Source organism: Virgibacillus sp. AGTR (genome assembly GCF_016919725.2).
In the GTDB taxonomy this organism is placed as follows: domain Bacteria; phylum Bacillota; class Bacilli; order Bacillales; family Amphibacillaceae; genus Virgibacillus; species Virgibacillus salarius.
On the sequence record NZ_JAJERH010000037.1, the window covers coordinates 1 to 23,703 of the forward strand.

At 36.5% G+C, this 23,703-nt stretch carries 24 protein-coding genes; 23 read left to right on the forward strand and 1 reads right to left on the reverse strand.

Features of this window, described 5'->3' with window-relative positions:
• Positions 1-355 precede the first annotated feature (355 nt).
• A complete protein-coding gene (locus JUJ52_RS13785; protein ID WP_026682034.1) occupies positions 356-991 on the reverse strand; it encodes a YigZ family protein in 636 nt (211 codons plus the stop codon).
• A gap of 162 nt (positions 992-1,153) precedes the next feature.
• Here JUJ52_RS13785 and JUJ52_RS13790 point away from each other — a divergent pair, with 162 nt between their 5' ends.
• The 23 genes from JUJ52_RS13790 (at position 1,154) to cccB (ending at position 23,643) form a co-directional block, all read left to right on the forward strand.
• Entirely contained in the window at positions 1,154-2,293 is a 1,140-nt protein-coding gene (locus JUJ52_RS13790; RefSeq protein WP_026682033.1) for a sensor histidine kinase, read from the forward strand.
• Positions 2,294-2,413: 120 nt separating this feature from the next.
• Positions 2,414-3,106, forward strand: coding sequence for a response regulator (locus JUJ52_RS13795; protein ID WP_026682032.1), 693 nt, complete (start codon positions 2,414-2,416; stop codon positions 3,104-3,106).
• Between the two features lie 707 nt (positions 3,107-3,813).
• Positions 3,814-4,656, forward strand: a complete 843-nt coding sequence (locus JUJ52_RS13800; protein WP_026682031.1) for a DegV family protein — start codon at positions 3,814-3,816, stop codon at positions 4,654-4,656.
• A 332-nt stretch (positions 4,657-4,988) separates the two neighbouring features.
• Positions 4,989-6,371 (forward strand): ATP-dependent helicase ComFA, encoded by a 1,383-nt coding sequence (locus tag JUJ52_RS13805; RefSeq protein WP_121605939.1) that lies wholly within the window; start codon positions 4,989-4,991, stop codon positions 6,369-6,371.
• A 4-nt stretch (positions 6,372-6,375) separates the two neighbouring features.
• Complete coding sequence (locus tag JUJ52_RS13810; protein WP_026682029.1) at positions 6,376-7,053, forward strand: ComF family protein; 678 nt, start codon at positions 6,376-6,378, stop codon at positions 7,051-7,053.
• Between the two features lie 43 nt (positions 7,054-7,096).
• Entirely contained in the window at positions 7,097-7,507 is a 411-nt protein-coding gene (locus JUJ52_RS13815) for a TIGR03826 family flagellar region protein (RefSeq protein ID WP_026682028.1), read from the forward strand.
• 89 nt (positions 7,508-7,596) lie between these two features.
• Complete coding sequence (gene flgM / locus JUJ52_RS13820; RefSeq protein ID WP_026682027.1) at positions 7,597-7,857, forward strand: flagellar biosynthesis anti-sigma factor FlgM; 261 nt, start codon at positions 7,597-7,599, stop codon at positions 7,855-7,857.
• Between the two features lie 136 nt (positions 7,858-7,993).
• The gene (locus JUJ52_RS13825) at positions 7,994-8,488 is read left to right on the forward strand and encodes a flagellar protein FlgN (RefSeq protein WP_026682026.1); all 495 of its coding nucleotides are present in this window, start codon (positions 7,994-7,996) and stop codon (positions 8,486-8,488) included.
• Between the two features lie 23 nt (positions 8,489-8,511).
• A complete protein-coding gene (flgK, locus tag JUJ52_RS13830) occupies positions 8,512-10,038 on the forward strand; it encodes a flagellar hook-associated protein FlgK (protein ID WP_026682025.1) in 1,527 nt (508 codons plus the stop codon).
• A gap of 9 nt (positions 10,039-10,047) precedes the next feature.
• Positions 10,048-10,917: a flagellar hook-associated protein FlgL gene (flgL, locus tag JUJ52_RS13835; RefSeq protein WP_205388819.1), complete on the forward strand. Its 870-nt coding sequence runs from the start codon at positions 10,048-10,050 to the stop codon at positions 10,915-10,917.
• A gap of 67 nt (positions 10,918-10,984) precedes the next feature.
• Positions 10,985-11,548, forward strand: a complete 564-nt coding sequence (locus tag JUJ52_RS13840; RefSeq protein WP_026682023.1) for a DUF6470 family protein — start codon at positions 10,985-10,987, stop codon at positions 11,546-11,548.
• A gap of 15 nt (positions 11,549-11,563) precedes the next feature.
• Positions 11,564-12,013 (forward strand): flagellar assembly protein FliW, encoded by a 450-nt coding sequence (fliW, locus tag JUJ52_RS13845; protein ID WP_121605681.1) that lies wholly within the window; start codon positions 11,564-11,566, stop codon positions 12,011-12,013.
• A gap of 3 nt (positions 12,014-12,016) precedes the next feature.
• Positions 12,017-12,235, forward strand: coding sequence for a carbon storage regulator CsrA (gene csrA / locus JUJ52_RS13850; RefSeq protein WP_205388818.1), 219 nt, complete (start codon positions 12,017-12,019; stop codon positions 12,233-12,235).
• Between the two features lie 71 nt (positions 12,236-12,306).
• Positions 12,307-12,669 (forward strand): flagellar protein FlaG, encoded by a 363-nt coding sequence (flaG, locus tag JUJ52_RS13855; protein WP_226983542.1) that lies wholly within the window; start codon positions 12,307-12,309, stop codon positions 12,667-12,669.
• Positions 12,670-12,695: 26 nt separating this feature from the next.
• Positions 12,696-14,174 carry a flagellar hook-associated protein 2 gene (locus JUJ52_RS13860; protein WP_205388817.1) on the forward strand — a complete coding sequence of 493 codons (1,479 nt, stop codon included), beginning with the start codon at positions 12,696-12,698 and terminating at the stop codon, positions 14,172-14,174.
• Positions 14,175-14,204: 30 nt separating this feature from the next.
• Complete coding sequence (gene fliS / locus JUJ52_RS13865; protein ID WP_205388816.1) at positions 14,205-14,606, forward strand: flagellar export chaperone FliS; 402 nt, start codon at positions 14,205-14,207, stop codon at positions 14,604-14,606.
• Positions 14,606-14,959: a flagellar protein FliT gene (gene fliT / locus JUJ52_RS13870; protein ID WP_205388815.1), complete on the forward strand. Its 354-nt coding sequence runs from the start codon at positions 14,606-14,608 to the stop codon at positions 14,957-14,959. The genes fliS and fliT overlap by 1 nt, the downstream gene beginning before the upstream one ends.
• Before the next feature lie 477 nt (positions 14,960-15,436).
• A complete protein-coding gene (gene hpf / locus JUJ52_RS13875; RefSeq protein WP_026682016.1) occupies positions 15,437-15,994 on the forward strand; it encodes a ribosome hibernation-promoting factor, HPF/YfiA family in 558 nt (185 codons plus the stop codon).
• Between the two features lie 544 nt (positions 15,995-16,538).
• Complete coding sequence (gene ahpC, locus JUJ52_RS13880) at positions 16,539-17,102, forward strand: alkyl hydroperoxide reductase subunit C (protein ID WP_026682015.1); 564 nt, start codon at positions 16,539-16,541, stop codon at positions 17,100-17,102.
• A 12-nt stretch (positions 17,103-17,114) separates the two neighbouring features.
• The gene (gene ahpF / locus JUJ52_RS13885; RefSeq protein ID WP_205388814.1) at positions 17,115-18,644 is read left to right on the forward strand and encodes an alkyl hydroperoxide reductase subunit F; all 1,530 of its coding nucleotides are present in this window, start codon (positions 17,115-17,117) and stop codon (positions 18,642-18,644) included.
• Positions 18,645-19,356: 712 nt separating this feature from the next.
• Positions 19,357-21,870, forward strand: coding sequence for a preprotein translocase subunit SecA (gene secA / locus JUJ52_RS13890; RefSeq protein ID WP_026682013.1), 2,514 nt, complete (start codon positions 19,357-19,359; stop codon positions 21,868-21,870).
• A 71-nt stretch (positions 21,871-21,941) separates the two neighbouring features.
• Positions 21,942-23,043 (forward strand): peptide chain release factor 2 gene (prfB, locus tag JUJ52_RS13895; RefSeq protein ID WP_205388813.1). Its coding sequence is split into 2 segments (ribosomal slippage): positions 21,942-22,013 and positions 22,015-23,043, totalling 1,101 coding nucleotides; the frame shifts between segments, so codons are not numbered across the junction.
• Positions 23,044-23,274: 231 nt separating this feature from the next.
• Positions 23,275-23,643: a cytochrome c551 gene (gene cccB, locus JUJ52_RS13900; RefSeq protein ID WP_166530823.1), complete on the forward strand. Its 369-nt coding sequence runs from the start codon at positions 23,275-23,277 to the stop codon at positions 23,641-23,643.
• Positions 23,644-23,703: the final 60 nt, after the last annotated feature.

Below are 23,703 nucleotides of genomic sequence, written 5' to 3' on the forward strand. Positions count from 1 at the left end.
ATACTCGGTGACAACCTTCACTTTAAATTCTTCACTATATTTAGCCACAAAAACACCCCCTGAAATTAGATTTTTTACTCTAACTTCAGGGGGTCGGTACCTAATTAGTTAAAATTAATTATCGTTCGTTTTTGATGAAAATTATAATTTAGCACCTGAAATAGGCGAGACTCCGGCGGGAACAGCACGAGTCCGCAGATCCACTTGGTAACGTGTTTTTCTTTACCAGGTTAGCTGTGGCCGTGCCCACGGAAAGAGCGTATAGTTTCACAGTGCGGCGATGATAATCCTATTGATAACATGATTATTCGTATTTTGAGTAAAGAAGTTGTGTTTTGTCTCAGCTTCCTTAATATCAATTCATATCTATTTCCATATAAATCGTATTCGTTGGAGTCATTACAGCCTGATCACTTGTTAAATCTACGATCGTTTCTTTAAATTCCTCTTCTTGACCAATTTCAACGAAGACTACAAACTCTACTTTGTCTGAATAGTTTATCCCCTCTAATCGATATTTGGAACGACGAATTTCATGTTCTAGCTTCCCTGATTGCGTATAATCAACCGTAACCGAAAAACCTTGCATCCGTTGACGTTTTACTACACCAGTAGTCTTAATCGCTTGTGAAGTAGTACTTCCGTAGGCGCGGATTAAACCACCAGCACCTAATTTTATACCACCAAAATAACGGGTAACAACCACAACCGTATCCTTTAGGTGTTGTTTTTTTAATACTTCTAGTATTGGAACACCAGCAGTCCCGCTTGGTTCACCATCGTCGTTTGCCTTTTGAATTTGATCATGTTCACCTACTAGATAGGCTGAGCAATTGTGTGTGGCATCATGATGCTTCTTTTTTATTTCTTGGATAAATGACTGTGCAGCTTCTTCTGTCTCTACACGCTTAACGTAGCCGATAAAACGAGATTTTTGGATGGTTAGCTCATCTCGACCTTCAAGTTTTACTGTTAAATAACTATCTAGCACCTGTGTTCACTCCTCCTATTCAAGCATGATAGAATAAGGGATATAAAAATTAACATACCATAAGAAAAAAGTTTCACAATAAATAATCACTAAGTATGCAAAAAGACCCTATAAAAAATATTAATATGTGCGTATAATTATAACATAGGTTGGTGGATAATGATGGCGCAGAAAATCAGTGATAGAGCATTAGATTATATTATCAATGAAATGATTGAAGTGGTTGAGAACAGCAAAGATGAAATTTTTAACATTAGTGAAGAAGCTAGAAATGAACATGAACATCTCGTTAAGGAATTGAAGGAAACAAAGGTCAAGGTAATGCAACATATCGAAGACGGGGATCAGCTCGAGCAAAAAGTCCGATTTTCTCGACAACGGTTAGCTGAAGTTAGCAAATATTTTGATCGTTATTCTGAAAATGAGATACGAGAAGTGTACGAAATGACACATGCCATGCAAACAAAGCTAGCTGTTCTGCGTCAGGAAGAAAGTGTTTTACGTGAAAAGCGAGACGATCTGGAGCGAAGGTTGATTTCTTTAAATCAGACGATAGAGCGAGCAGAAGGATTGGCTGGGAAAATCTCTGTCGTACTAAATTATTTACATGATGATTTTCGACAAGTGAACGAAATGATTGAAGAAGCAAAGGAAAAACAAGAATTTGGTCTGAAAATTATTGAAGCACAGGAAGAAGAACGAAGAAAGATTTCTAGAGAAATACATGACGGCCCAGCACAAATGCTTGCGAATATCCTCTTGCGTTCTGAATTGGTAGAAAGAAATTTCCGTAAGCAGGATATCGATCAAGGACTTATTGAGATTAAGAGTGTTAGGAAGATGATCCGCTCTTCTTTATATGAAGTACGTAGAATTATATATGACCTTAGACCAATGGCGCTTGATGATTTAGGACTAATACCTACGATAAAAAAATATGTCGCTACTATTTCTGACTATAACGATTTGAAAATTGAGTTTACATCTATGGGAGAAGAAAAGCGATTAAATCAGAAATATGAGATTGCTTTTTTTCGGCTCGTACAGGAAGCGCTACAAAATGCGGTAAAACACGCTGAAGCATCGTTAATTCAGGTTAAGCTTGAAATAGCAAAAAATAATTTAACGATGATTATTAAAGATAATGGAAAGGGATTTGACCCATCCATGAAGCGAGATAAGTCGTTTGGATTAATTGGAATGCGTGAACGCGTAGAGATGCTAGAAGGAAAAATGGATATTAAATCCATGATAGGAAAAGGTACAACTATCTCCATTAAGGTTCCCTATGTACCCTCATAGCGGTATAATAGGTTAAATAGAGTTTTATCTCACCTTACTTAAAATAAAGAGAGAACATAGTTCTATCATAGTAAACTACTAGGGTAAATGAATAGAATAAGATGTAGGAGGAACATAACGATGAACACAGAAAGAAAAATACGTATTGTATTAATTGATGATCATAAGCTATTTCGTGAAGGAGTAAAGAGAATATTAGACTTTGAGCCTTCTTTTGAAGTTGTAGCAGAGGGCGACGATGGATCAATCGCAGCTAAGCTGGTTAAGGAAAATAATCCTGATGTCGTATTAATGGATATAAATATGCCAAATATGAATGGGGTACAGGCAACATCTGATTTAGTTCGTTATTTTCCAAATACAAACGTTATTATTCTATCGATACATGATGACGAAAGCTATGTGACCCATGCTTTAAAAACAGGGGCGCAAGGATACTTACTAAAAGAAATGGATTCAGATGCATTAATTGATGCGATAAAGGTTGTTAGTGACGGTGGTTCCTACCTTCATCCAAAAGTTACACATAATTTAGTTATGGAATATCGGAGACTTGCTAAAGAAAATGCCTCTAATATTTCAGAAAATGGTATTGAATATCGCAAGCCATTACATTTATTAACAAAAAGAGAATGTCAAGTATTACAGCTGTTAGCAGATGGAAAAAGCAACCGTGCAGTAGCAGAAACGCTGTATATTAGTGAAAAAACGGTTAAGAACCATGTTAGTAACATTTTACAGAAAATGAATGTAAATGACCGTACACAAGCTGTTGTTTCAGCGATACGAAAAGGTTGGGTTGAAGTAGTCTAGCCATTCACATGATGTTCTGCTACATTTCCTTTTTAATATATGATAGATGTTTACTCTGATACTACGTAAGAAGGTATCAGAGTTATTTTTTTATCGTATATTTTTGCTTGCTAATACGAAGTCCTGTATATTATAATTCATTCGCTCTATGAATATGAATCCATTTGGTGATAGTTTCCAGCATAGTATCTGTATCAGCTTTAAAGGAACCATAGAAATGCTCCAATTACCTTCGTTTTAACTTGAAGTATGCACGTGCTTTTTTCACTTTACTGATGCATTTTTTAATAGGTTCATGTAAAATAAATGAGTGTAATATAACATTAGTGCTAGTTAACGTGCAGCAGTTAGTAGCGACGTTTTTTTGTGAATAGAGTATGGAAACAGGGCAGATGACAGAAACTATTGAAACGCTATTTTTTAGCTACGAAATATATAAAATAGAATTAATACCAATGTCGGATTTATCCCGCATATAACTGGCAGTAAGATCCGCACTTTAAGCAATCAAGTGAAACCAATATGGATAAGTGTGGATCAACTGCCAGTAAATGTCCGATTGGTTTAACTAACCATCCGTGGGGAAAAACAAAACCCCCCACGGATGGAAGGTTCACTTTATATAACAGTTACTACAAACACATGAAAATTATTCAAATAGTACTAATTTGATGACCGTAAAACATTAGTAAAGAGGAGAAGGTGTCATGAAAATCGCTGTAATGACAGATAGTACAGCTTACATAACCAAAGATGTTCGTGAAGAAAAACAGATACATATGGTTCCTTTAAGCGTTCAGTTTGAAGAAGCATCCTTTCAAGAAGAAATAGATATTACAACCGATCAATTTTACGAGAAATTAAGAGAGGTAAAGGAACTTCCAAAAACATCACAGCCATCTATAGGGTTAATCACGTCCAAATTAGAAGAATTAGCCAAGGATTATGATGCGGTCATATCTATTCATCTTTCTAGTGGTATTAGTGGTACGTATCAAGCAGTTGCAAGTGCAGGAGAAATGGTTGAAGGTATAGAAGTGTATCCCTATGACTCTGAAATAAGCTGTATGGCACAGGGGTTTTATGTATTAGAGGCAGTTGAAATGATACAAGAAGGTAAACAACCAACGAAAATTATGGAACGCCTTGATGAAATAAAGTCATCACTACGGGCCTATTTCATGGTAGATGACCTAAGTAATTTACAACGTGGTGGAAGGTTAAATGGTGCCCAAGCAATCGTAGGGAGCTTATTACAGGTTAAGCCAATCTTACATTTTGTTAATAAAATAATTGTTCCTTTTGAAAAAATCCGTACAAAGAAAAAAGCAATTAATCGGATCCTAGGATTATTGGATGAGGATGCAGGTGAAGGCAAGCAATTAAAAGTTGTTTTTATCCATGCAAACGCTGAATCAGATGCCATTGCGTTGCAAAAAAGCTTTTTGGAGAAGTATCCAGAGATGGATACTTCGATTAGCTACTTTGGTCCTGTTATTGGAACACACCTCGGTGAAGGTGCACTCGGTGTAGGCTGGTATAAGAAATAAGCTTCAACTTATGGAGCTGCCTAATATGCAGCTCCTGTCTACTCATTGGAAGGATAGCTCTATCGTAAAGCCTCAATTTCTCCATAAAAACTATCATTCATTTTTTACTGAATTACCCTCTACCACTTCTTTATCCTCGCATATAACTGGCAGTAAGCCCCCACCTTAAGCAATAAAGTGAACCACTATGGATAAGAGTGGGATCAACTGCCAGTAAATGTCCGATTGGTTCACCTAACAATCCAAAACCCCCCCACGGATTGAAGCTTCACTTTATCTATAATTAGATAACCATACTTTTTAGAGAAAGGAAGTGATTTTATTTGCAGCAAATGAAGGCTCTCCATTTAGATACCATCGCCTTATTACTCTCCGGAAAGTTACTATTAAGAAAAGAGATACCTCTAGATGATAGACAATTTCACACACTCCTAAATCATCGCCTTATTACTCCAGTACCATCAATAGTACGTGAGCGTTTTACTTGGAAATGCCAGCGTTGTGGTAATCGACATAGATTTTTATTTTCTAGCCTTGATAAAGCTTCTATCTATTGTAGAAAATGTATTGAGATGGGAAAAGTTATTAAATCTGAATGCCTTTATATATGGAGTGGAGCCATACCAACTTGGAAAAAATATGAAGCTGCTTGTTCTTGGAACGGAGAATTAACACTTGCGCAGGCTAAAGCAGCAGAACGCATTGTACAGACTATACAGAAACGGGAAAGCACCTTGCTCATTTGGGCTGTTTGTGGAGCTGGAAAAACTGAGATGCTTTTTCCAGGAATGGAGGAAGCTCTCCGGTATGGAATGAGAATTTGTATAGCAACCCCCCGAACAGATGTTGTTCTAGAATTAAAACCTCGTATTAAAAAAGCATTTTCAACTGTACCTATAGATGCATTATATGGGGGGAGTAAAGTTAAATTAGCAACTGCTCAAGTGGTTATCTGTACTACTCATCAGCTCTTACGTTTTCAACATGCCTTTGACTTAATAATTATCGATGAAATTGATGCATTCCCTTATCATAAGGATCCATCCCTTGCTTTTGCCGCTAAGCGAGCAAAGAAGCTAAACAGCACTACCATCTATTTAACCGCTACACCCAGATTGAAATTCCGATTACAAATGGCAACAAAGCAATTGTCGTATACTTTTGTCCCAATAAGATTTCATGGATATCCACTACCAATTCCAAAATTAAAACTATGTAGATCATTAAGAAAAAACCTTCAATATTCAACTCCACCACCAGCACTACTTCACTGGATACAACAGAGGGAAAATAAAGGTAGACAGCTACTCATTTTTTTACCAACGGTAGAAATCACGAGAAAATTTGAAAAATCGCTTACGACGTTTTTTCTAAAGCATGGGATTATTATAATGCCCTCGGCATTAAGTTGCGTACATGCTCAAGATGAAGATAGGAATTGGAAGATCAAACAATTTCGTGAAAAAGAAATCCAAGTATTATTGACAACTACTATTTTAGAACGTGGTGTTACGTTTCCAGCTGTTGATGTTGCTGTGCTTGATGCAGGACATGAAGTATTCGATGAAGCGGCCCTTGTCCAAATCGCAGGGCGGGCTGGAAGAAGTTTTGATGATCCTACCGGTGAAATTATTTTCTTTCATGACGGTAAAACAATAGCTATGATCAAAGCAGTTGAAATGATAAAAGAAATGAATAAACAGGGAGGGTTTTAAAAAATTGTATTGTTTATGGTGCTCCGAACCAATCATACAGCAGCTGACCTGGCAAAATTTCTTTTTTCCAGATATAAAAAAACTATGTGTGTATTGTGACTCACTGTTAGAAAAAATTGATGGGGATCGTTGCCACAAATGTAGTCGACAATGTGATCAAGCAATATGCTTCGATTGCCAAAGGTGGGAAAAGGAGAAGGAACGTGATACACTCGTTTTTAATTATTCTATTTTTCAATATAATATATTTATGCAAGAACTTATTGCGAAATGGAAATATCGTGGAGACGTTGAACTGGGCAATATATTCCGCGACGCAGTGAGAAAGGGGTTTACTCCTACATTTGCTGCCATGAAAAAACATGCGATAGCCGTACCTATTCCATTAAGCAAAGATAGGGAAAAAGAGCGTGGTTTTAATCAAGCAAAAATTTTAGCAGATTTTCTACCAATTAAATCTGAACTCGTATTGCATCGTATGGAAGGTGAAAAGCAATCGAAAAAATCGAGAAAAGAAAGAATTCAGTCGATAAATCCATTTACCATTACTAAAAGTATTAACAAACCAGTCATACTTGTCGATGATATATATACAACCGGAACGACGCTAAGACATGCAGGAAAAGTGCTAAAGGAGAATGGTTGTCCGGAGGTTTTTGGTTTTACCTTAATTAGGGGTTAAAGTACGAAAAAATATATATGTAAATGAAAAGAGGGAATTTTCAATGGCTGAATTGGCAAATTGTTCTCGTTGTGACAACTTATTTGTAAAAGGAGTTCGTGATATTTGTCAAAATTGCTACAAACGGGAGGAAGAGGCATTTCAAAAGGTTTATCAATTTTTACGACAGCGCAAGAATCGAGAGGCGACATTAAGTGAAATTGTTCAACAAACAGGAGTTGATGAAGAGCTAATCATCAAGTTTGTGAAGGAAAAAAGGCTTCGACCCACCGAATTTCCGAACGTGGGATATCCGTGTGAAAAATGTGGGGAAGTCATTACATCAGGAAAACTATGTCAACGTTGTTCAGAGAAGTTAAAACAAGAGCTACAGCGATATGAGGAACATGAGCAGCGGATGAAACAAGAACAAAAAAAAGACAAGGTTAAAACATACTATATGTTTGATAAATAATATTTTTTCTTAAACTTTCCGGTATAACAACCGATATTAATAATGATAAAATGGATACCGGTTATAGCTTTCAAAAGAGGTGAGTGGAAGTGAAAATTAATGGATTGAATCAACCTAATTATAATCCGTATAAACAACAAATAAACAAACAAGTGGAAGTAAAACACGATATGAAAAAAGATCAAATTGAAATTTCTAATCAGGCAAAGCAATTACAAGAAGACGAAAAACCGAATCCTGCTCGTTCAGCACGTGTTGAGAAATTAAAAGAAGCGGTTGAAGCGGGAGAATATAAAGTGAATTATGACAAAACAGCTGAAAAAATGATTGATTTTTGGTCAGGAAAATAAAGCACTACCAAATGTAGTAAAAAGGTATGGGCAGGGAGAATGATGATTGAATCGAGCATTTATCTGTTACGAAGAGAATTCACTGCCTACTAATCTGTCAAAAAATAAATGAAGTTCTGAATAGGGAGGATTGTCATTGACTTTGCAAAAAATAAAAGAAGCCATGGATGTATTGGTTGACCTTCACCATAAGCTGATTGAGCTTTCAGAACTAAAAACTGATCTATTAAAAAAAGGATCTTTAGAGGAACTACAGGGATTGTTAGTTAAAGAAAGGAAGCTTATTCGGAAAACGGAACAAGCAGAAGCGGACCGAATTCAGGCTGTAAATTCATGGTTTCAAGCTATGGATGTAGCCAGTGAAGATAAAACAATATCCACCATACTTGAAATTGCTAAAGATGGTCATGAGAAAAACGAGTTAGCGACAGTGACAACAGTATTAACACAGGCGATTACGAAATTAAAACAGCTAGAGCAGCTTAATCACGCTTTAATAAATCAGTCTATGCAATTTGTACAACTATCACTGGATGTTATGAGTCCAACCATACGCAATATTAATTACGGAAATAAGAATGAAAAAAACACGGATACAGCAAAACGTTCCGTATTTGACTCGAAAGCGTAAACGAATTCGTTAGGAGGTAGCACATGAGTACATTTCACGGATTAGAAATGGCAAAACAGGCACTTTTTGCTCAACAATCTGCACTTTATACAACAGGCCACAATATATCAAATGCAAATACAGAGGGATATACAAGACAACGGGTTAATTTTGAGACCATGAACCCGTATCCTTCAGGTTCTAGAAATAGACCTCAAATACCAGGGCAAATGGGGACTGGCGTACAGGCAGGATCTGTTCAGCGTGTTCGTGATCAATTTTTAGATTATCAATACCGTGCTGAGAGTAGTAAATCTGGCTATTGGGCAGCAAGAGCAGATGCACTAAGTCGTATGGAAGGAGTTTTAAATGAGCCTTCAGATAGTGGACTCTCTCATACGATTGATCAGTTCTGGAATGGCTTACAAGATTTAGCTGTCAATCCAGATAACTCAGGTGCTAGATCAGTAGTAGCTAACCGTGGTCTTGCAGTAGCTGAGACATTCAATTATCTATCCGAATCATTATCATCGATTCGCTCCGATTTGAAGAACCAGATTGATACATCTGTAAAAGAAACAAACGCATTATTAAGGCAAATTCATAATATTAACGAACAAATTAAAGAGCTTGAGCCACATGGTTACTTACCAAATGACTTATACGATGAAAGAGATCGTTTAATTGATGAGCTTTCTAATAAAATGAATATTAAAGTTACTTACTCCAAAAGTGGCGAAGGCTCTCCAGAAATTGCTGATGGTATGGCAACGATAGAAGTTGTAAATGAAAAAGGGGAACCATTTAACCCAAGTGTTGTGTTAGTCAATGGTCAAACTGGTCAAGAGCAAGTAAATGAAATAGAGGTAACATATGGTAATGATTCTTATGCTGCCGTGAGTGGAATTTCAGTCAATGGTCAGCAATTAGATGTAATGAATACGAATGGCTCACTAAAAGGATTCATAGATTCATATGGTCATGATTTTGATGGTGATGGGGATGTAACTGGTACATATACCGACATGCTAGCTGATCTTGATAAACTAGCTAATACGTTAAAAGAAGAATTTAATAAGGTTCACCATAACGGAAAAGCGCTTGATGGGTCTGATGGAATTGACTTCTTTGTGTTTAAAGATGGAAAAGATGGAGCGGCAGGAATTACGGTCAATAAAGACATTTTGGATGACCCAGATTTAATTGCTGCAAGTACAAATGATACGGATGGAGAAGGTGCAAATGCACTGAATTTAGCTGAAGTATTTAATAATAAGAATTTGAATGGAAACCCATTGGGAGAGAGTACTTCGATCAACAGTTTCTATCAGTCATTAATTGGCGAAATGGGTGTTAAAGCTCAAGAGGCAAATCGAATGACGAACAACACAGCCATTCTTCGTTCCCAAGTGGAAGATCAACGTATGGCGGTGAGTAGTGTTTCGTTAGATGAAGAAATGTCAAATATGATTAGGTTTCAGCACGCTTATAATGCTGCAGCAAGAAGCATGACTACAATGGACGAGATGTTAGACAAAATCATAAATAGTATGGGACTTGTTGGAAGGTAGGGGAAAATAATGCGAATTACGCAAAGTATGCTTTCAAATAATATGCTCCGTAATTTATCAAATAGCTATACGAAGCTTGACCAATATATGGATCAGGTAAGTACAGGGAAAAAAATAAATCGCCCTTCTGATAATCCAGTAATAGCGATGAAAGGGATAAATTTTCGCAGCCAAGTAAATGAAGCTGAGCAATATATGCGAAATACAGGTGAAGTTCATAACTGGATGGACAATTCTGATGCTGCTTTAGATAAAGCAACACAAACAATGCAAAAGTTAAGAGAATTAGCTGTTCAGGCTAGCACTGGTACTTACGATGAAGAAGAACGAGAAAATATAAAAAAAGAGGCTGAACAGTTAAAGGAACATTTAATTAATATAGCCAATACGCAAGTAAATGGGAAGTATATATTTAACGGTACGAATACAACAGAGCCCCCATACGACGCAACAAATGGATTTAATGCTAATACGGATCCAATAAAAATACCGGTTGCAGCTGGTACTGAACTTCAAGCAAACGTAAATGGAGAAGAAGTATTTGGTAACGAACTTTTTGATAAAATAGATACCTTCATAGAAAATCTTGGGAACGATAACCAAGCTGGTATTGGAGCAAGTATTGAAGATCTTGATACTGGTATTAATCAAATAGTTAACGCCCGTGCAGATTTAGGTGCAAGGATGAATCGCTTGGAGCTTGTTGAAAATCGACTAAGTGAACAAGAGATCATTGCAAAGAAAACAATGGCTGAAAATGAAAGTGTAGATTATGAAGAGGCAATAACCAATTTAATTACACAGGAAAGCTTACATCGTGCAGCATTGTCTGCAGGTTCAAGAATTATTCAGCCTTCACTTATTGATTTTCTTCGTTAACATTTTATAAGCCCTGCCCCTTTTGGGTGACAGGGCTTTTGTACATAATGAAAGGAAGTAGTTAGTAATGAAATTTCCTCAGCTACGCATGCATTCACAAATGGCTAAAATTCAAATCGAACAGATTCCTGGCGATCAAACTATTCGACAGCCGAAAGCAGATTTGTCAATACAACAGCCAAGAGCAGAAGTTACCATTACAAAGACTCCTTCCAAGCTGGAAATTGACCAAACTAAAGCTTTTGCTGATATGAACCGTATGTCTATTATAAAAAGGAATGAGCAATTCGCCGAAAAAGGAAAAAGCGCAGTTCTGGAAGGAATGGGACGACGTGCTCAGCAGGGAACGGAATTAATGAAGATAGAACGTGACGGGGATTCCATAGTTAATCAAGCTGTACAAAATTCACAATCACCACAAAAATCTTTAGGGATAGCCTTTATTCCTTCCCTTTTTTCTGTAAAAGTCAATTATCAACCATCAAAGGTACATATTGATGTAAAAACCAATAAACCGATCATTGAAGCAAAACAGAATAAAGTGGAGCACCACTATAAACAGGGAGAAGTAGCGGTAAGTATGAAGCAGTACCAGGATTTAACCATTGAAGTTGTTAATCTTTATGCTTAGGAGAGGGGAAGTAATATGCGTATTGAAACGAAGTACTTTGGAGAGGTAGCTATAGAATCAACAAGTGTTCTTGACTTTCCATCAGGAATACCAGGATTTAATCATGAAACACAATTTGTTTTGCTTGATTTTCCCGATAATCCATTATTTCAAATTCTTCAGTCTACTACTAGTAAAGAAACTGCTTTTATTGTAGTAAACCCTTATCATCTTTATGAAGAATATACGTTGAATTTGGATGAAAGTATAATAGAGATACTTCAATTATCTAGTGAAGAGGAAGTAGTTGTCCTTTCGATTGTTACATTAAAAGCACCTTTTACTTCTAGTACCATTAATTTAAAAGCACCAATCATTATAAATTCTGTTAAGAATAAAGGAAAGCAATTAATTATAAATACAGATGAATATCCGACAAGAGCACCGATTTCACCAAAGCACTCTTCGAAAGTGAAAGGGGAATAAAAGATGCTTGTATTAACTCGCAAAGTAAATGAGTCCATCCAAATAGGGGAAGATATTGAAGTTAAACTACTCGCTGTTGATGGAGATCAAATAAAAATTGGAATTGGTGCTCCAAAATCAATCGATATTTATCGCAAAGAGCTTTATTTAGACATAAAAGAAGAAAATAATCAGGCTGCTAACATCTCTAATGAGTTAGTACAATTATTAAAAAATAAGTAGTTGTTTCACTCTATTTAATAAATTTTGCTAATGTACCGATATAAAAAGAAAAGAAAAGGGTTGGAAGTAATATGGGTATGCGGTTAGATCAAATAGTGACCGGATCACATCCACGGCTTCATGATCAGAGTAACAACCAAGTAAGAATGTCGGAAAGATCCGAAGGTAACAAAGGGTACAGCTCACAACAAAATCAAACAGAGGAAGTAATAGGTAAGCAATTAGAGACAGCTATTTCTAAGCTGAATAACTTCATTGAGCCATTGCGAACAGATTTACGATTTAAGTACCATGAAAAATTAAATGAGTACTATGTCACTGTTGTGAATCCATTAACAGATGAAATTATAAAAGAGATACCTCCTAAGAAGATGCTAGATATGTATGCTGAAATGGCTGAATTCATGGGAATATTAATCGATGAGAAAATATAGGACATATTTTAAAAGGAGAGATAATCATGCGTATTGGCGGATTGGCTAGTGGAATGGATATTGATTCACTCGTAAACAAACTAATGAGTGCTGAACGAATACCATTAGATAAAATGGAACAAGAAAGAACGACGCTTGAATGGAAAAGAGATGCATTTCGAGAAATTAATAAGAAATTAACCGAGCTTGATAACCTCATGTACGATATGAAAATGAGTTATACGTATAATTCGAAATCAGTAAGCTCATCGATAGACGATGCCGTTACAGCAACAGCTACACCGAGTACATCTAATGGAACTTATCAAGTCAAAGTAAGTCAGTTGGCTAGCTCTGCAATTAATGTAAGTTCAGGAGAACTTGCGATTGATCCAACAGAGGAATTAGACGCTTCCTATCATGGAACCAAGGTTGAATTTTCCACATTTGATGAAAATGGTGATGAACAGAAGTACTCCTATACGATAAAGGAAGGAGATACACTGAATGATGTACTGAAGCGTATATCGAATGATGATAATAATGTTCGAATGTTTTATGACAATCAATCGAATAAAGTGATTATGGAGACAACTAGAACAGGTGATTACAATCAAGGAACAGCCCCTGATGGTGCTGAGATTCAATTTGCTAATGGATCATTTTTACAATCTGTACTAAAAATGGATGTAGCGAATGAAAAAGGCGGAGAAAATGCTAAGTTTGAGTATAATAACAGTGGATTAGTAATGGAATCTAAAACCAATTCTTATTCTTTGAACGGAATTGACTTTGAATTTAAAAATACTACGGATGGTAAAAACGCTAAATTAACTGTCACCAATGACGTAGAAGCTTCCTATGAAGCTATTATGAAGTTTGTAGATAAATACAATGAAGTGGTCGAGGCGCTAAATTCTTCTCAACAAGAGGAAAAATTCAGAGATTACCAACCGTTAACAGATGAACAAAAGAAAGAAATGTCTGATAAAGAAATCGAACTGTGGGAAGAACGAGCAAAAAGTGGATTGCTTCGTGGAGAATCTACTATTTCAGGAGGATTATTTAATTTAAGGCAGAGCTGGTACTCCAAGGTTGAAACAGGCGGAGAATATACTTCTTTGACACAAATAGGAATTGAAACATCCAAGAATTACTTAGATGGTGGTAAGCTAGTCGTAGACCCAAAAGAATTGAGGAAAGCACTTCAAGATAATCCAGCAGATGTGAAAAAGCTATTTACTAACAACGATGAAGGTGCATCACGTGGATTGGTAAATCGTTTAGAAGATGCATTAAGTTCAACAATGTCTAAGATTGGTGAAAAAGCTGGTGGCGGTACAGATACATTAGAAAACTATACATTAGGAAAAAGAATGAAAGATCTGGATAAAAGAATATCAGCTTTTGAGGATCGTTTGGTTAAAGTAGAAACACGTTACTGGAATCAATTCACAGCTATGGAAAAGGCAATTTCACGGATGAATCAGCAGTCAGCACAGCTAATGTCGCAGTTTGGCGCTTAAATGTAAAATGTAAGTTAAGGAGTGAACCAAATGTCACCGAATAAGCAACATCAAGCATATAAAAATAATGCTGTCAATACAGCCTCTGGTGCGGAACTAACTTTAATGTTATACAATGGATGTATTAAATTTATAAAACAAGCAATGAAGGATTTGGATTGTAAAAACTATGAAGCCAAAAATACGAATATACAAAAGGCACAAAAAATAATTCAAGAATTAATGATCACTTTGGATCCAAAAATTGAAATATCTAATCAATTCTTGCCACTTTATGAGTATATGTTATTTCAGTTAAAGGAAGCGAATATAAAAAATGATACATCCTTATTAGAAGAAGTACTTGGTTATACTATCGAATTCCGAGATACATGGAAACAAGTTATATTAGAGACGCGCAAAAAACAATATGCACAAGGTGCTCATGTCTAATGAATCGATTAACTCCTTTATATGAAACTACAATAAAACTAAAAGAATTATTAGAGCAAAAAATCGATGCAAAGGATCGTGAATCTGTCATATCACAAATAAATTCCCTGATTGAAAAAAGGGGAGAACAGATGAAAGCATTGACTCCACCCTATTCAGATATGGAGAAGGAAACGGGACGAGCATTAGTGGATTTAAATGATGGGATTCAACATAAGATGCAGCAACTATTTCATGAATTAAAGCTAGAAATGAAGCAAATAAAGAAACAAAAACAATCCAATAGAAAGTATAGTGATCCGTATAAAAATGTTCAGTCCAAAGATGGTATGTTTTTGGATAGTAAAAATTAAGTATATTTTCCCCGCATATAACTGGCAGTAAGCCCCTACCTCAAGCAATGAAGAAAAACCAATATGGTGAAGTGAGGGATCAACTGCCAGTAAATGTCCGATTGGTTCGGGCCTACATGGAAGTAGGTCACAAAGGCGTTGCCACAGGACGTGGCGAATGAAGCCTTTGTACGTATTTCTTTCAGTAAAAAGCGGATGGAAGCTTCACTTTATAGAATAGTGAATAGGAAAAAGAGAAAATTTCTACAACTGTAGTTATTTTCTCTTTTTAAGATTTATTTACATTTCTAACTATGTTGAGAAATAAGTATGAAGTAGTTGTAAATTTTTTAAGGAAATTGTAAACCGTCAATTCTAGCAATAGCAAGGCATAGACCAATATTCCCCCTGTTTTATTTGCTGTTTGAATAGTTTAGAAAGGAATTTCCTTGGGAAACGTTGTATAATATATATATAAGCTGAAAGGAGGACACTTTAATGAAATTTAACATTCGTGGTGAAAATCTTGAGGTGACAGGATCAATAAGAGATTATGTGGAGAAGAAAATAAGTAAACTAGAAAGATATTTTGATACACCACCAACATCTGAGGTACATGTTAATTTAAGTGTCTATAATGATGAGCAGAGAATAGAGGTTACTATCCCAATGACCAATCTGTTACTACGCGGAGAGGTTCAACACGTAGATCTTTACGCTGCCATCGATTTAGTTGTCGATAAGCTTGAAAGACAAATCCGAAAGCATAAAACGAAAGTAAATCGTAAATTTAAACAAAACGGTGCAGCGAAACATGTGTTTGCTGAATTAGAAAAAGAAGCAGCAAGTGTTGCTTTAGAAGAAGAATCTGATGAAATTGAAATTGTAAGAACGAAACGATTTGACTTGAAACCAATGGATTCTGAAGAAGCTGTTCTGCAAATGGACATGTTAGGACATGCATTCTATGTTTTTGAAAATGCAGCAAATGGAGATACAAATGTTGTTTACCGTCGTAATGATGGGAAATATGGATTAATTGAACCGAATGCATAAAACCGAATCGAAAATATAAAAGATGTTATCGAAAAATACAATTAACCGAAAAGCCCACGGAGAGATATAAATTTTCTTCGTGGGCTTTTTCGTAGTCTTGGGAATTATAAAGATAAATCTGGGTGTGTTGAGCCTCGTCCTGCTTCAGTACCCGGAACTAGGCGACTTTACGTATCGCTCTACGATAGTCATCATCGGCTCGCAAGCACACCATAATTCCTTTATCTCCGTTGAATCGCTCCAGTAGCAACATGTCTAATCGGGCGCTTGCGTTTTTGTTCCTCTAAACAACAGCTACTATACTTCCTTCTAGTTTGTAAGTTTAGTTGAGAATAATAATCAATAAATATTCTTACATATACATAGAATGTTGATATAAAACCTTTAAAGGCTCTTTAATGTGACATAATTCGAACATATACAGTGTTTTTCTTGACAAAAAACGACATCCACTTAATAATAAGTACGTGATTAGAATTATTTTAGGAAATGAAAGCATAAGCTTCATTTCTTTTCAGAACACATTTTAGGAGGAAGATTATTTATGTCACTTATTGGTACTGAAGTACAACCATTCACAGCAAATGCTTATAAAAATGGTGAGTTTATTGAGGTAACGGAAGAAAACTTTAAAGGCAAGTGGAGTGTTATCTGCTTTTATCCTGCCGATTTTAGTTTTGTATGCCCAACGGAACTTGAAGATTTACAAAATCAATACGCCACGTTAAAGGAGCTTGGAGCTGAAGTATATTCTGTTTCTACAGATACACATTTTGTACACAAAGGCTGGCATGATAGCTCTGAAAAAATTGGAAAAATTACATATGCGATGATTGGTGATCCTTCGCAAACTATTTCTCGTAATTTCCAAGTGCTAAATGAACAATCAGGTCTTGCAGATCGTGGTACATTCATTATTGATCCAGATGGTATTATCCAAACAGTGGAAATTAATGCAGATGGTATAGGACGTGATGCAAGCACGCTAGTAAACAAAATTAAAGCTGCTCAATATGTTCGTAACAACCCAGGCGAAGTTTGCCCAGCTAATTGGGAAGAAGGCTCTGAAACGCTTAAACCAAGCCTTGATCTTGTAGGTAAAATCTAAGGAGTGCACGAAATGGTACTTGAAGCAGATATCAAAGCACAATTAAATCAATATATGCAGCTATTAGAAAACGATATTGTTATTAAAGTAAGTGTGGGTTCGGATGCTATTTCTAATGAAATGCTGGCTCTACTTGAAGAACTAGCTACTATGTCTACTAAAATAACTGTTGAAAAAGCTCCTTTAGAAAGAACCCCTAGCTTTAGTGTGAATCGAGTTGGAGAGGATACAGGAGTTGTATTTGCAGGTGTTCCTTTAGGTCATGAGTTCACATCATTAGTGTTAGCGTTGCTGCAGGTTAGTGGTAGGCCACCAAAGGTAGACCAAAGCGTTATAGATAAGATTCAAACTATTAATGGAGAATATCATTTTGAATCTTACATTAGTCTTACTTGTCATAATTGCCCGGATGTTGTTCAAGCACTAAATATAATGACCGTGCTTAACCCTAATATTACGCATACGATGATTGATGGCGCAGCATATAAAGAAGAAGTAGAAGATAAAAATGTCATGGCAGTGCCGACGGTTTATTTAAATGGGGAATCTTTTGGCAGTGGCCGTATGACAATGGAAGAAATTCTTGCTAAGTTAGGTAGTGGATTGGATGCCTCTGAGCTTGCTAACAAAGATCCCTATGATGTCCTTGTTATTGGCGGTGGGCCAGCTGGTGCAAGTGCAGCAATTTACGCAGCGCGTAAAGGAATCCGAACAGGTATTGTTACGGAGCGTTTTGGCGGTCAAGTTCTTGATACACTGAGCATCGAGAACTTTATTAGTGTAAAACATACAGAAGGTCCGAAGCTTGTAGCAAGTCTTGAAGAACATGTGAAAGAATATGACATAGATGTAATGAATTTACAGCGATCTAGTAGCTTAAAAAAGAAAGACCTCTTTGAGCTTACGCTTGAAAATGGAGCAGTCCTTAACAGCAAAACGATCATCCTTGCAACAGGTGCTCGTTGGCGTAATGTCGGCGTTCCTGGAGAACAGGAATTCAAAAATAAAGGCGTTGCCTATTGTCCACATTGTGACGGTCCTTTGTTTGAAGGAAAAGATGTAGCGGTTATCGGTGGTGGCAACTCGGGAATTGAAGCTGCAATAGATCTTGCTGGCATAGTAAGACATGTAACTGTTCTTGAGTATAATCAAGAATTAAAAGCAGATGATGTTTTGCAAAAGCGCCTTAATAGTCTAGCTAATGTCACAGTCTTGACAAATGCTCAAACAACTGAAATTACAGGAACCGACAATGTAAATGGGATTACGTATAAAGAACGTCACACAGGTATGGAAAAACATATCGATTTACAAGGTGTGTTCGTACAAATAGGTTTAGTACCAAATACGGAGTGGCTAGATGGTAAGGTTGAGTGTAATCACATCGGTGAGGTCATTGTTGATAAGCATGGAGCTACGAATGTTCCGGGATTGTTTGCAGCAGGAGACTGTACGGATGGACCGTATAACCAGATCATTATTTCTATGGGATCAGGAGCGAACGCATCTTTAGGTGCATTTGACTATCTTATCCGGAATTAGTAAATAAATAGCCAATAATAAAAGGACCTCTATACTACCAATCGGCAGTAAGAGGTTCTTTTAATTGATAGTACAAATGGATCAATGTCGAAAATTGTAATTAAAATTGCTGAAATCTTAAAATGGATTAGATTATCTAAGGCATTCTTGGAAAATGTCATTAAAATCTTATCCGAACAGCTTATTTCGTTTGAATTATTTGTCGAATTTAACTCTAAAATTTAAAAATGGTGATTAGTCATGATACCCAGTGTTGTGATATAAATAAGGCAAATGATTTAGGAGGTGAATGATCTAACACGTACATTTTACAGCAATGTCAGTCTAAAAAAGGAATGTTTATATCGCTTTGTCTCTCCGACAGTCTTTTATAAACATTCCTAAGCATACTTCGCTAGAAAAGCGACTGTCTTTTCTCACAGAATCCTCTATAATCCCTTTCCTTAGAAGAGTGGTTTATCCTCAAACCACTCTTTTTACATTGATTTGTACTGATACATACTTGAAGTGGAACATATTCCCTTGATAATTCATTTGAAAAACAGAAGAGATACAAGAATTTTCATCTAAGAACTGTGCAATGTCAGTAGTTGTCATCTTTCTTTAGAAAGTGTTATTATTGATAAAAGACGCTAATTCTTTACGTACGATAATTATAGTATAAAATCAGATAGAAAATCTTATTTAAGATAGATATTGAGGTGCATGTATAATGGCTGGAATATTAAAGAAAATTTTTGGTGATGGAACGCAAAGACAATTGAATCGGCTGCAAAAAACAGTGGATAAAATAGAGGCTTTAGAACCAGAAATGGAAAAGTTAACTGATCAGGAGCTACAAGAAAAAACAGAAGCGTTTAAAGAAAGGTATCAAAATGGAGAAACTTTAGACGATATGCTTGTAGAAGCATATGCAGTGGTTCGTGAAGGATCTAAACGTGTACTAGGAATGCGACCTTTCCAAACGCAGTTAATGGGTGCTATTGCTTTGCATGAAGGTAACATTGCTGAGATGAAAACCGGGGAAGGAAAAACATTAGCTTCTACCATGCCTGCATACTTAAATGCACTTTCTGGTAAAGGTGTTCATATAATTACAGTCAATGATTATTTGGCAAGTCGTGACGCGCAGGAGATGGGAGAGCTCTATCAATTTTTAGGACTAACAGTTGGGCTTAATGGAAATGGGTTATCAAAAGAACAAAAAAGGGAAGCGTATAATCAGGATATTACCTATGGTACGAACAATGAATATGGTTTTGATTACTTGAGAGATAATATGGTCCTTTACAAGGAGCAAATGGTACAACGTCCTTTGAATTTTGCAATTATTGATGAGGTTGACTCGATATTAATAGATGAAGCACGAACACCTTTAATTATTTCCGGTTCAGCTAAGAAGTCTGCGTCACTTTATCAGCAAGCGAATAGCTTTGTAAGTACACTTTCCAAGGAAGGTGATTATACCTACGATGAAAAAACAAAAGGGGTACAACTTACAGAGGAAGGGATAAATAAAGCGGAAAGCTATTTTTCGATTGAGAACTTGTTTGATTTAAACAATGTATCATTAACGCATCATATTAATCAGGCTCTGAAGGCTCATGTTTCGATGCATCGTGATGATGACTATGTGGTAGAAGAAGGAGAAGTAGTTATTGTAGACCAATTCACAGGTCGATTAATGAAAGGTCGTCGTTATAGTGATGGCTTACATCAAGCAATAGAAGCGAAAGAAGGATTACAAATTCAAAATGAGAGTATGACGCTTGCGTCTATTACCTTTCAAAACTTCTTCCGAATGTATAATAAATTGGCAGGTATGACTGGTACGGCGAAAACGGAGGAGGAAGAGTTCAGAAACATCTATAATATGGATGTTATTGCTATTCCGACAAATAAACCGATTATCCGTGACGATCGAGCTGATTTGATTTATAAATCCATGCAAGGTAAGTTTCAAGCAGTTGTAGAGGAAATAAAAGAACGTCACTTAACAGGACAGCCAGTATTAGTTGGTACTGTTGCTGTTGAAACTTCTGAGTTAATATCCAAATTATTGAAGAAGGCTGGCGTGAAACATGATGTATTAAATGCTAAAAATCACTTTCGCGAAGCAGAGATAATAGAGAATGCTGGACAAAAGGGAGCCGTAACCATTGCTACTAATATGGCTGGACGCGGAACCGATATTAAGTTAGGTGAAGGTGTTGTTGATCTTGGAGGACTTGCTGTTATTGGTACGGAACGTCATGAATCACGTCGTATCGATAATCAGTTACGTGGACGTTCTGGACGACAAGGTGATCCAGGGATGTCTCAATTCTACCTATCCATGGAAGATGAGTTAATGCGTCGATTTGGCTCTGATAATTTGAAATCGATGATGGAGCGACTCGGAATGGAAGATTCACAGCCAATTGAAAGTAAAATGGTATCTCGTGCTGTTGAATCAGCTCAGAAACGAGTGGAAGGGAATAACTTTGATGCACGTAAAACAGTCCTATCTTATGACGATGTTTTACGAGAACAAAGAGAAATTATTTATAAGCAACGCTTTGATGTTATTGAATCTGAAACAGAATTACGAGAGATTATTGAGAACATGATTATTTCAACACTTGAACGTGTTGTAGCAACACATACGCAGGATGATGATGAGGATAATTGGGATTATAAGGCGATTGTTGAATATGTACAAGGTAGCCTCCTAGATCAAGATCAAATTGCTGTAGATGATTTAAAAGGAAAAGATCCAGAGGAAATCAATGAATGGATTATGGAGAGAGTGAGAGCTCGCTATGATCAAAAAGAACAAGAACTAACAGAAGAACAAATGCGCGAGTTTGAAAAAGTAATTCTCTTAAGAACGGTTGATACGAAATGGATGGATCATATTGATCAAATGGATCAATTACGTCAAGGAATTCATTTACGTGCATATGGACAGAATGATCCGTTACGTGAATATCAACTTGAAGGCTTCTCAATGTTTGAAGCAATGATCGAAAATATTAACGAAGAAGTTGCCAAGTACATTATGAAAGCTGAAATTAGAGATAATCTGCAACGGCAGGAAGTTGTGAAAAATACACAGGCAGTTTCCGGCAGTCAGGAAGAGAAAAAGAAAACACGTAAGCCATTTGTAAAACAACAGGATATTGGTCGTAATGACCCTTGTCCGTGCGGCAGTGGTAAAAAATATAAAAATTGCCATGGGAAATAGTGAAATGGATAAAGCACTCCGCTGAAACCAGTGGAGTGTTTTATTGCCAAATACAAATTGAGGTGATTAGGATGGAATTAGTTGAAATAAGAAATGAATTAGACCAAATGAGTAAGCGAATTAATGATTTTAGGGGGTCTCTTTGACTTAGACGAAAAAACTCAACGTATTAAAGAGTTAGAATTAAAAATGGCTGCTCCATCATTCTGGGATGACCAAGAAACAGCACAAAAAGTCATTAGTGAGGTTAATGGTTTAAAGGAATATGTGAATAAATTTGAGGAATTAGAAGAGTTTCTTGACAATTTAGAGGTATCCTATGAGTTAGTAAAGGAAGAAAATGATGCAGAGTTATTTGAGGATCTTACAAAGGATCTCCATGAACTGCGCATACAAATGAATAATTTTGAGCTACAACTTCTTTTAAGTGAGCCGTATGATGCTAATAATGCGATTCTGGAGCTACACCCAGGCGCTGGTGGAACAGAGTCTCAGGATTGGGCGAGCATGCTATTAAGAATGTATCAACGCTGGGCAGAAACAAAAAACTTCAAAGTAGAAATGTTAGATTACTTAGCCGGTGAGGAAGCGGGATTGAAAAGCGTTACGTTATTAATTAAAGGTCACAATGCTTACGGTTATTTAAAGCCTGAAAAAGGTGTACACCGATTGGTACGAATATCACCATTTGATTCTTCAGGGCGCCGCCACACATCCTTTGTGTCCTGTGATGTAACGCCAGAAATGACCGAGGATGTAGATATTGAAATGAAATCAGAAGATATTAAGGTAGATACGTATCGAGCGAGTGGTGCAGGAGGGCAGCATGTTAATACTACTGATTCAGCTGTGCGTATTACCCATTTACCTACAAATGTAATCGTGACGTGTCAAAATGAGCGCTCACAGATAAAAAACAGAGAAGCTGCGATGAAAATGTTAAAATCGAAATTATATCAATTGGAAATTGAAAAACAACAGCAGGAATTAGCCGAAATTCGTGGCGAGCAAATGGAAATTGGCTGGGGAAGTCAAATTCGCTCCTATGTTTTTCATCCGTATTCTATGGTAAAGGATCACCGTACAAATGTAGAAGTAGGAAATACACAAGGTGTAATGGACGGAGAGATTGATCCATTTATTGATGCTTATTTAAGATATCAGATGAAATAAAATAAGTAAGAAATCACCTGTAGATAATTAGAGCTTAGAAAAATGCTGCAAATAGCTGTTATTAGCAATAATTTCATGAAATGGACACAAATGGTCTTAGTCCGTATGGCAATTGCTTTCTAGCCTTTTTCGTGTTATTTAATGTTGGTATAAAGGGTTTTAAAACCCACATAATGGGTTATAATAAAACTGTTAAGCCATTACAATATTTTTGATAGGGGGATTTAGGCTATGAAAAAGTGGTTATTAACAATGCTTTTCGGTACTGCACTTGTGCTCGGTGCATGTGGCGGTGGGGACGATAATGCTTCTGAAGAGCCAGCTGATAACGGGGATACTGGCACAGAAGAGCCATCAGATTCAGAAGGTGGAGCTGTAGATACCGCTGCTGCTGAAGATGTATTCAAAAGTAATTGTGCTTCCTGCCACGGCGCTGATTTATCAGGTGGGAATGGCCCTGATCTAACACAGGTTGGTTCGAAGCTTTCCTCAGATGAAATTGCCGACATAATTAAAAATGGTAAAGGATCTATGCCTGCTGGCATGGCATCTGGAGATGACGTACAATTACTTGCAGATTGGTTAGCTCAAAAAAAATAATGTATGATTAAAAGGCTTGTCTGATTGAAGATATTCAGTAGACAAGCTTTTTATTTTGAC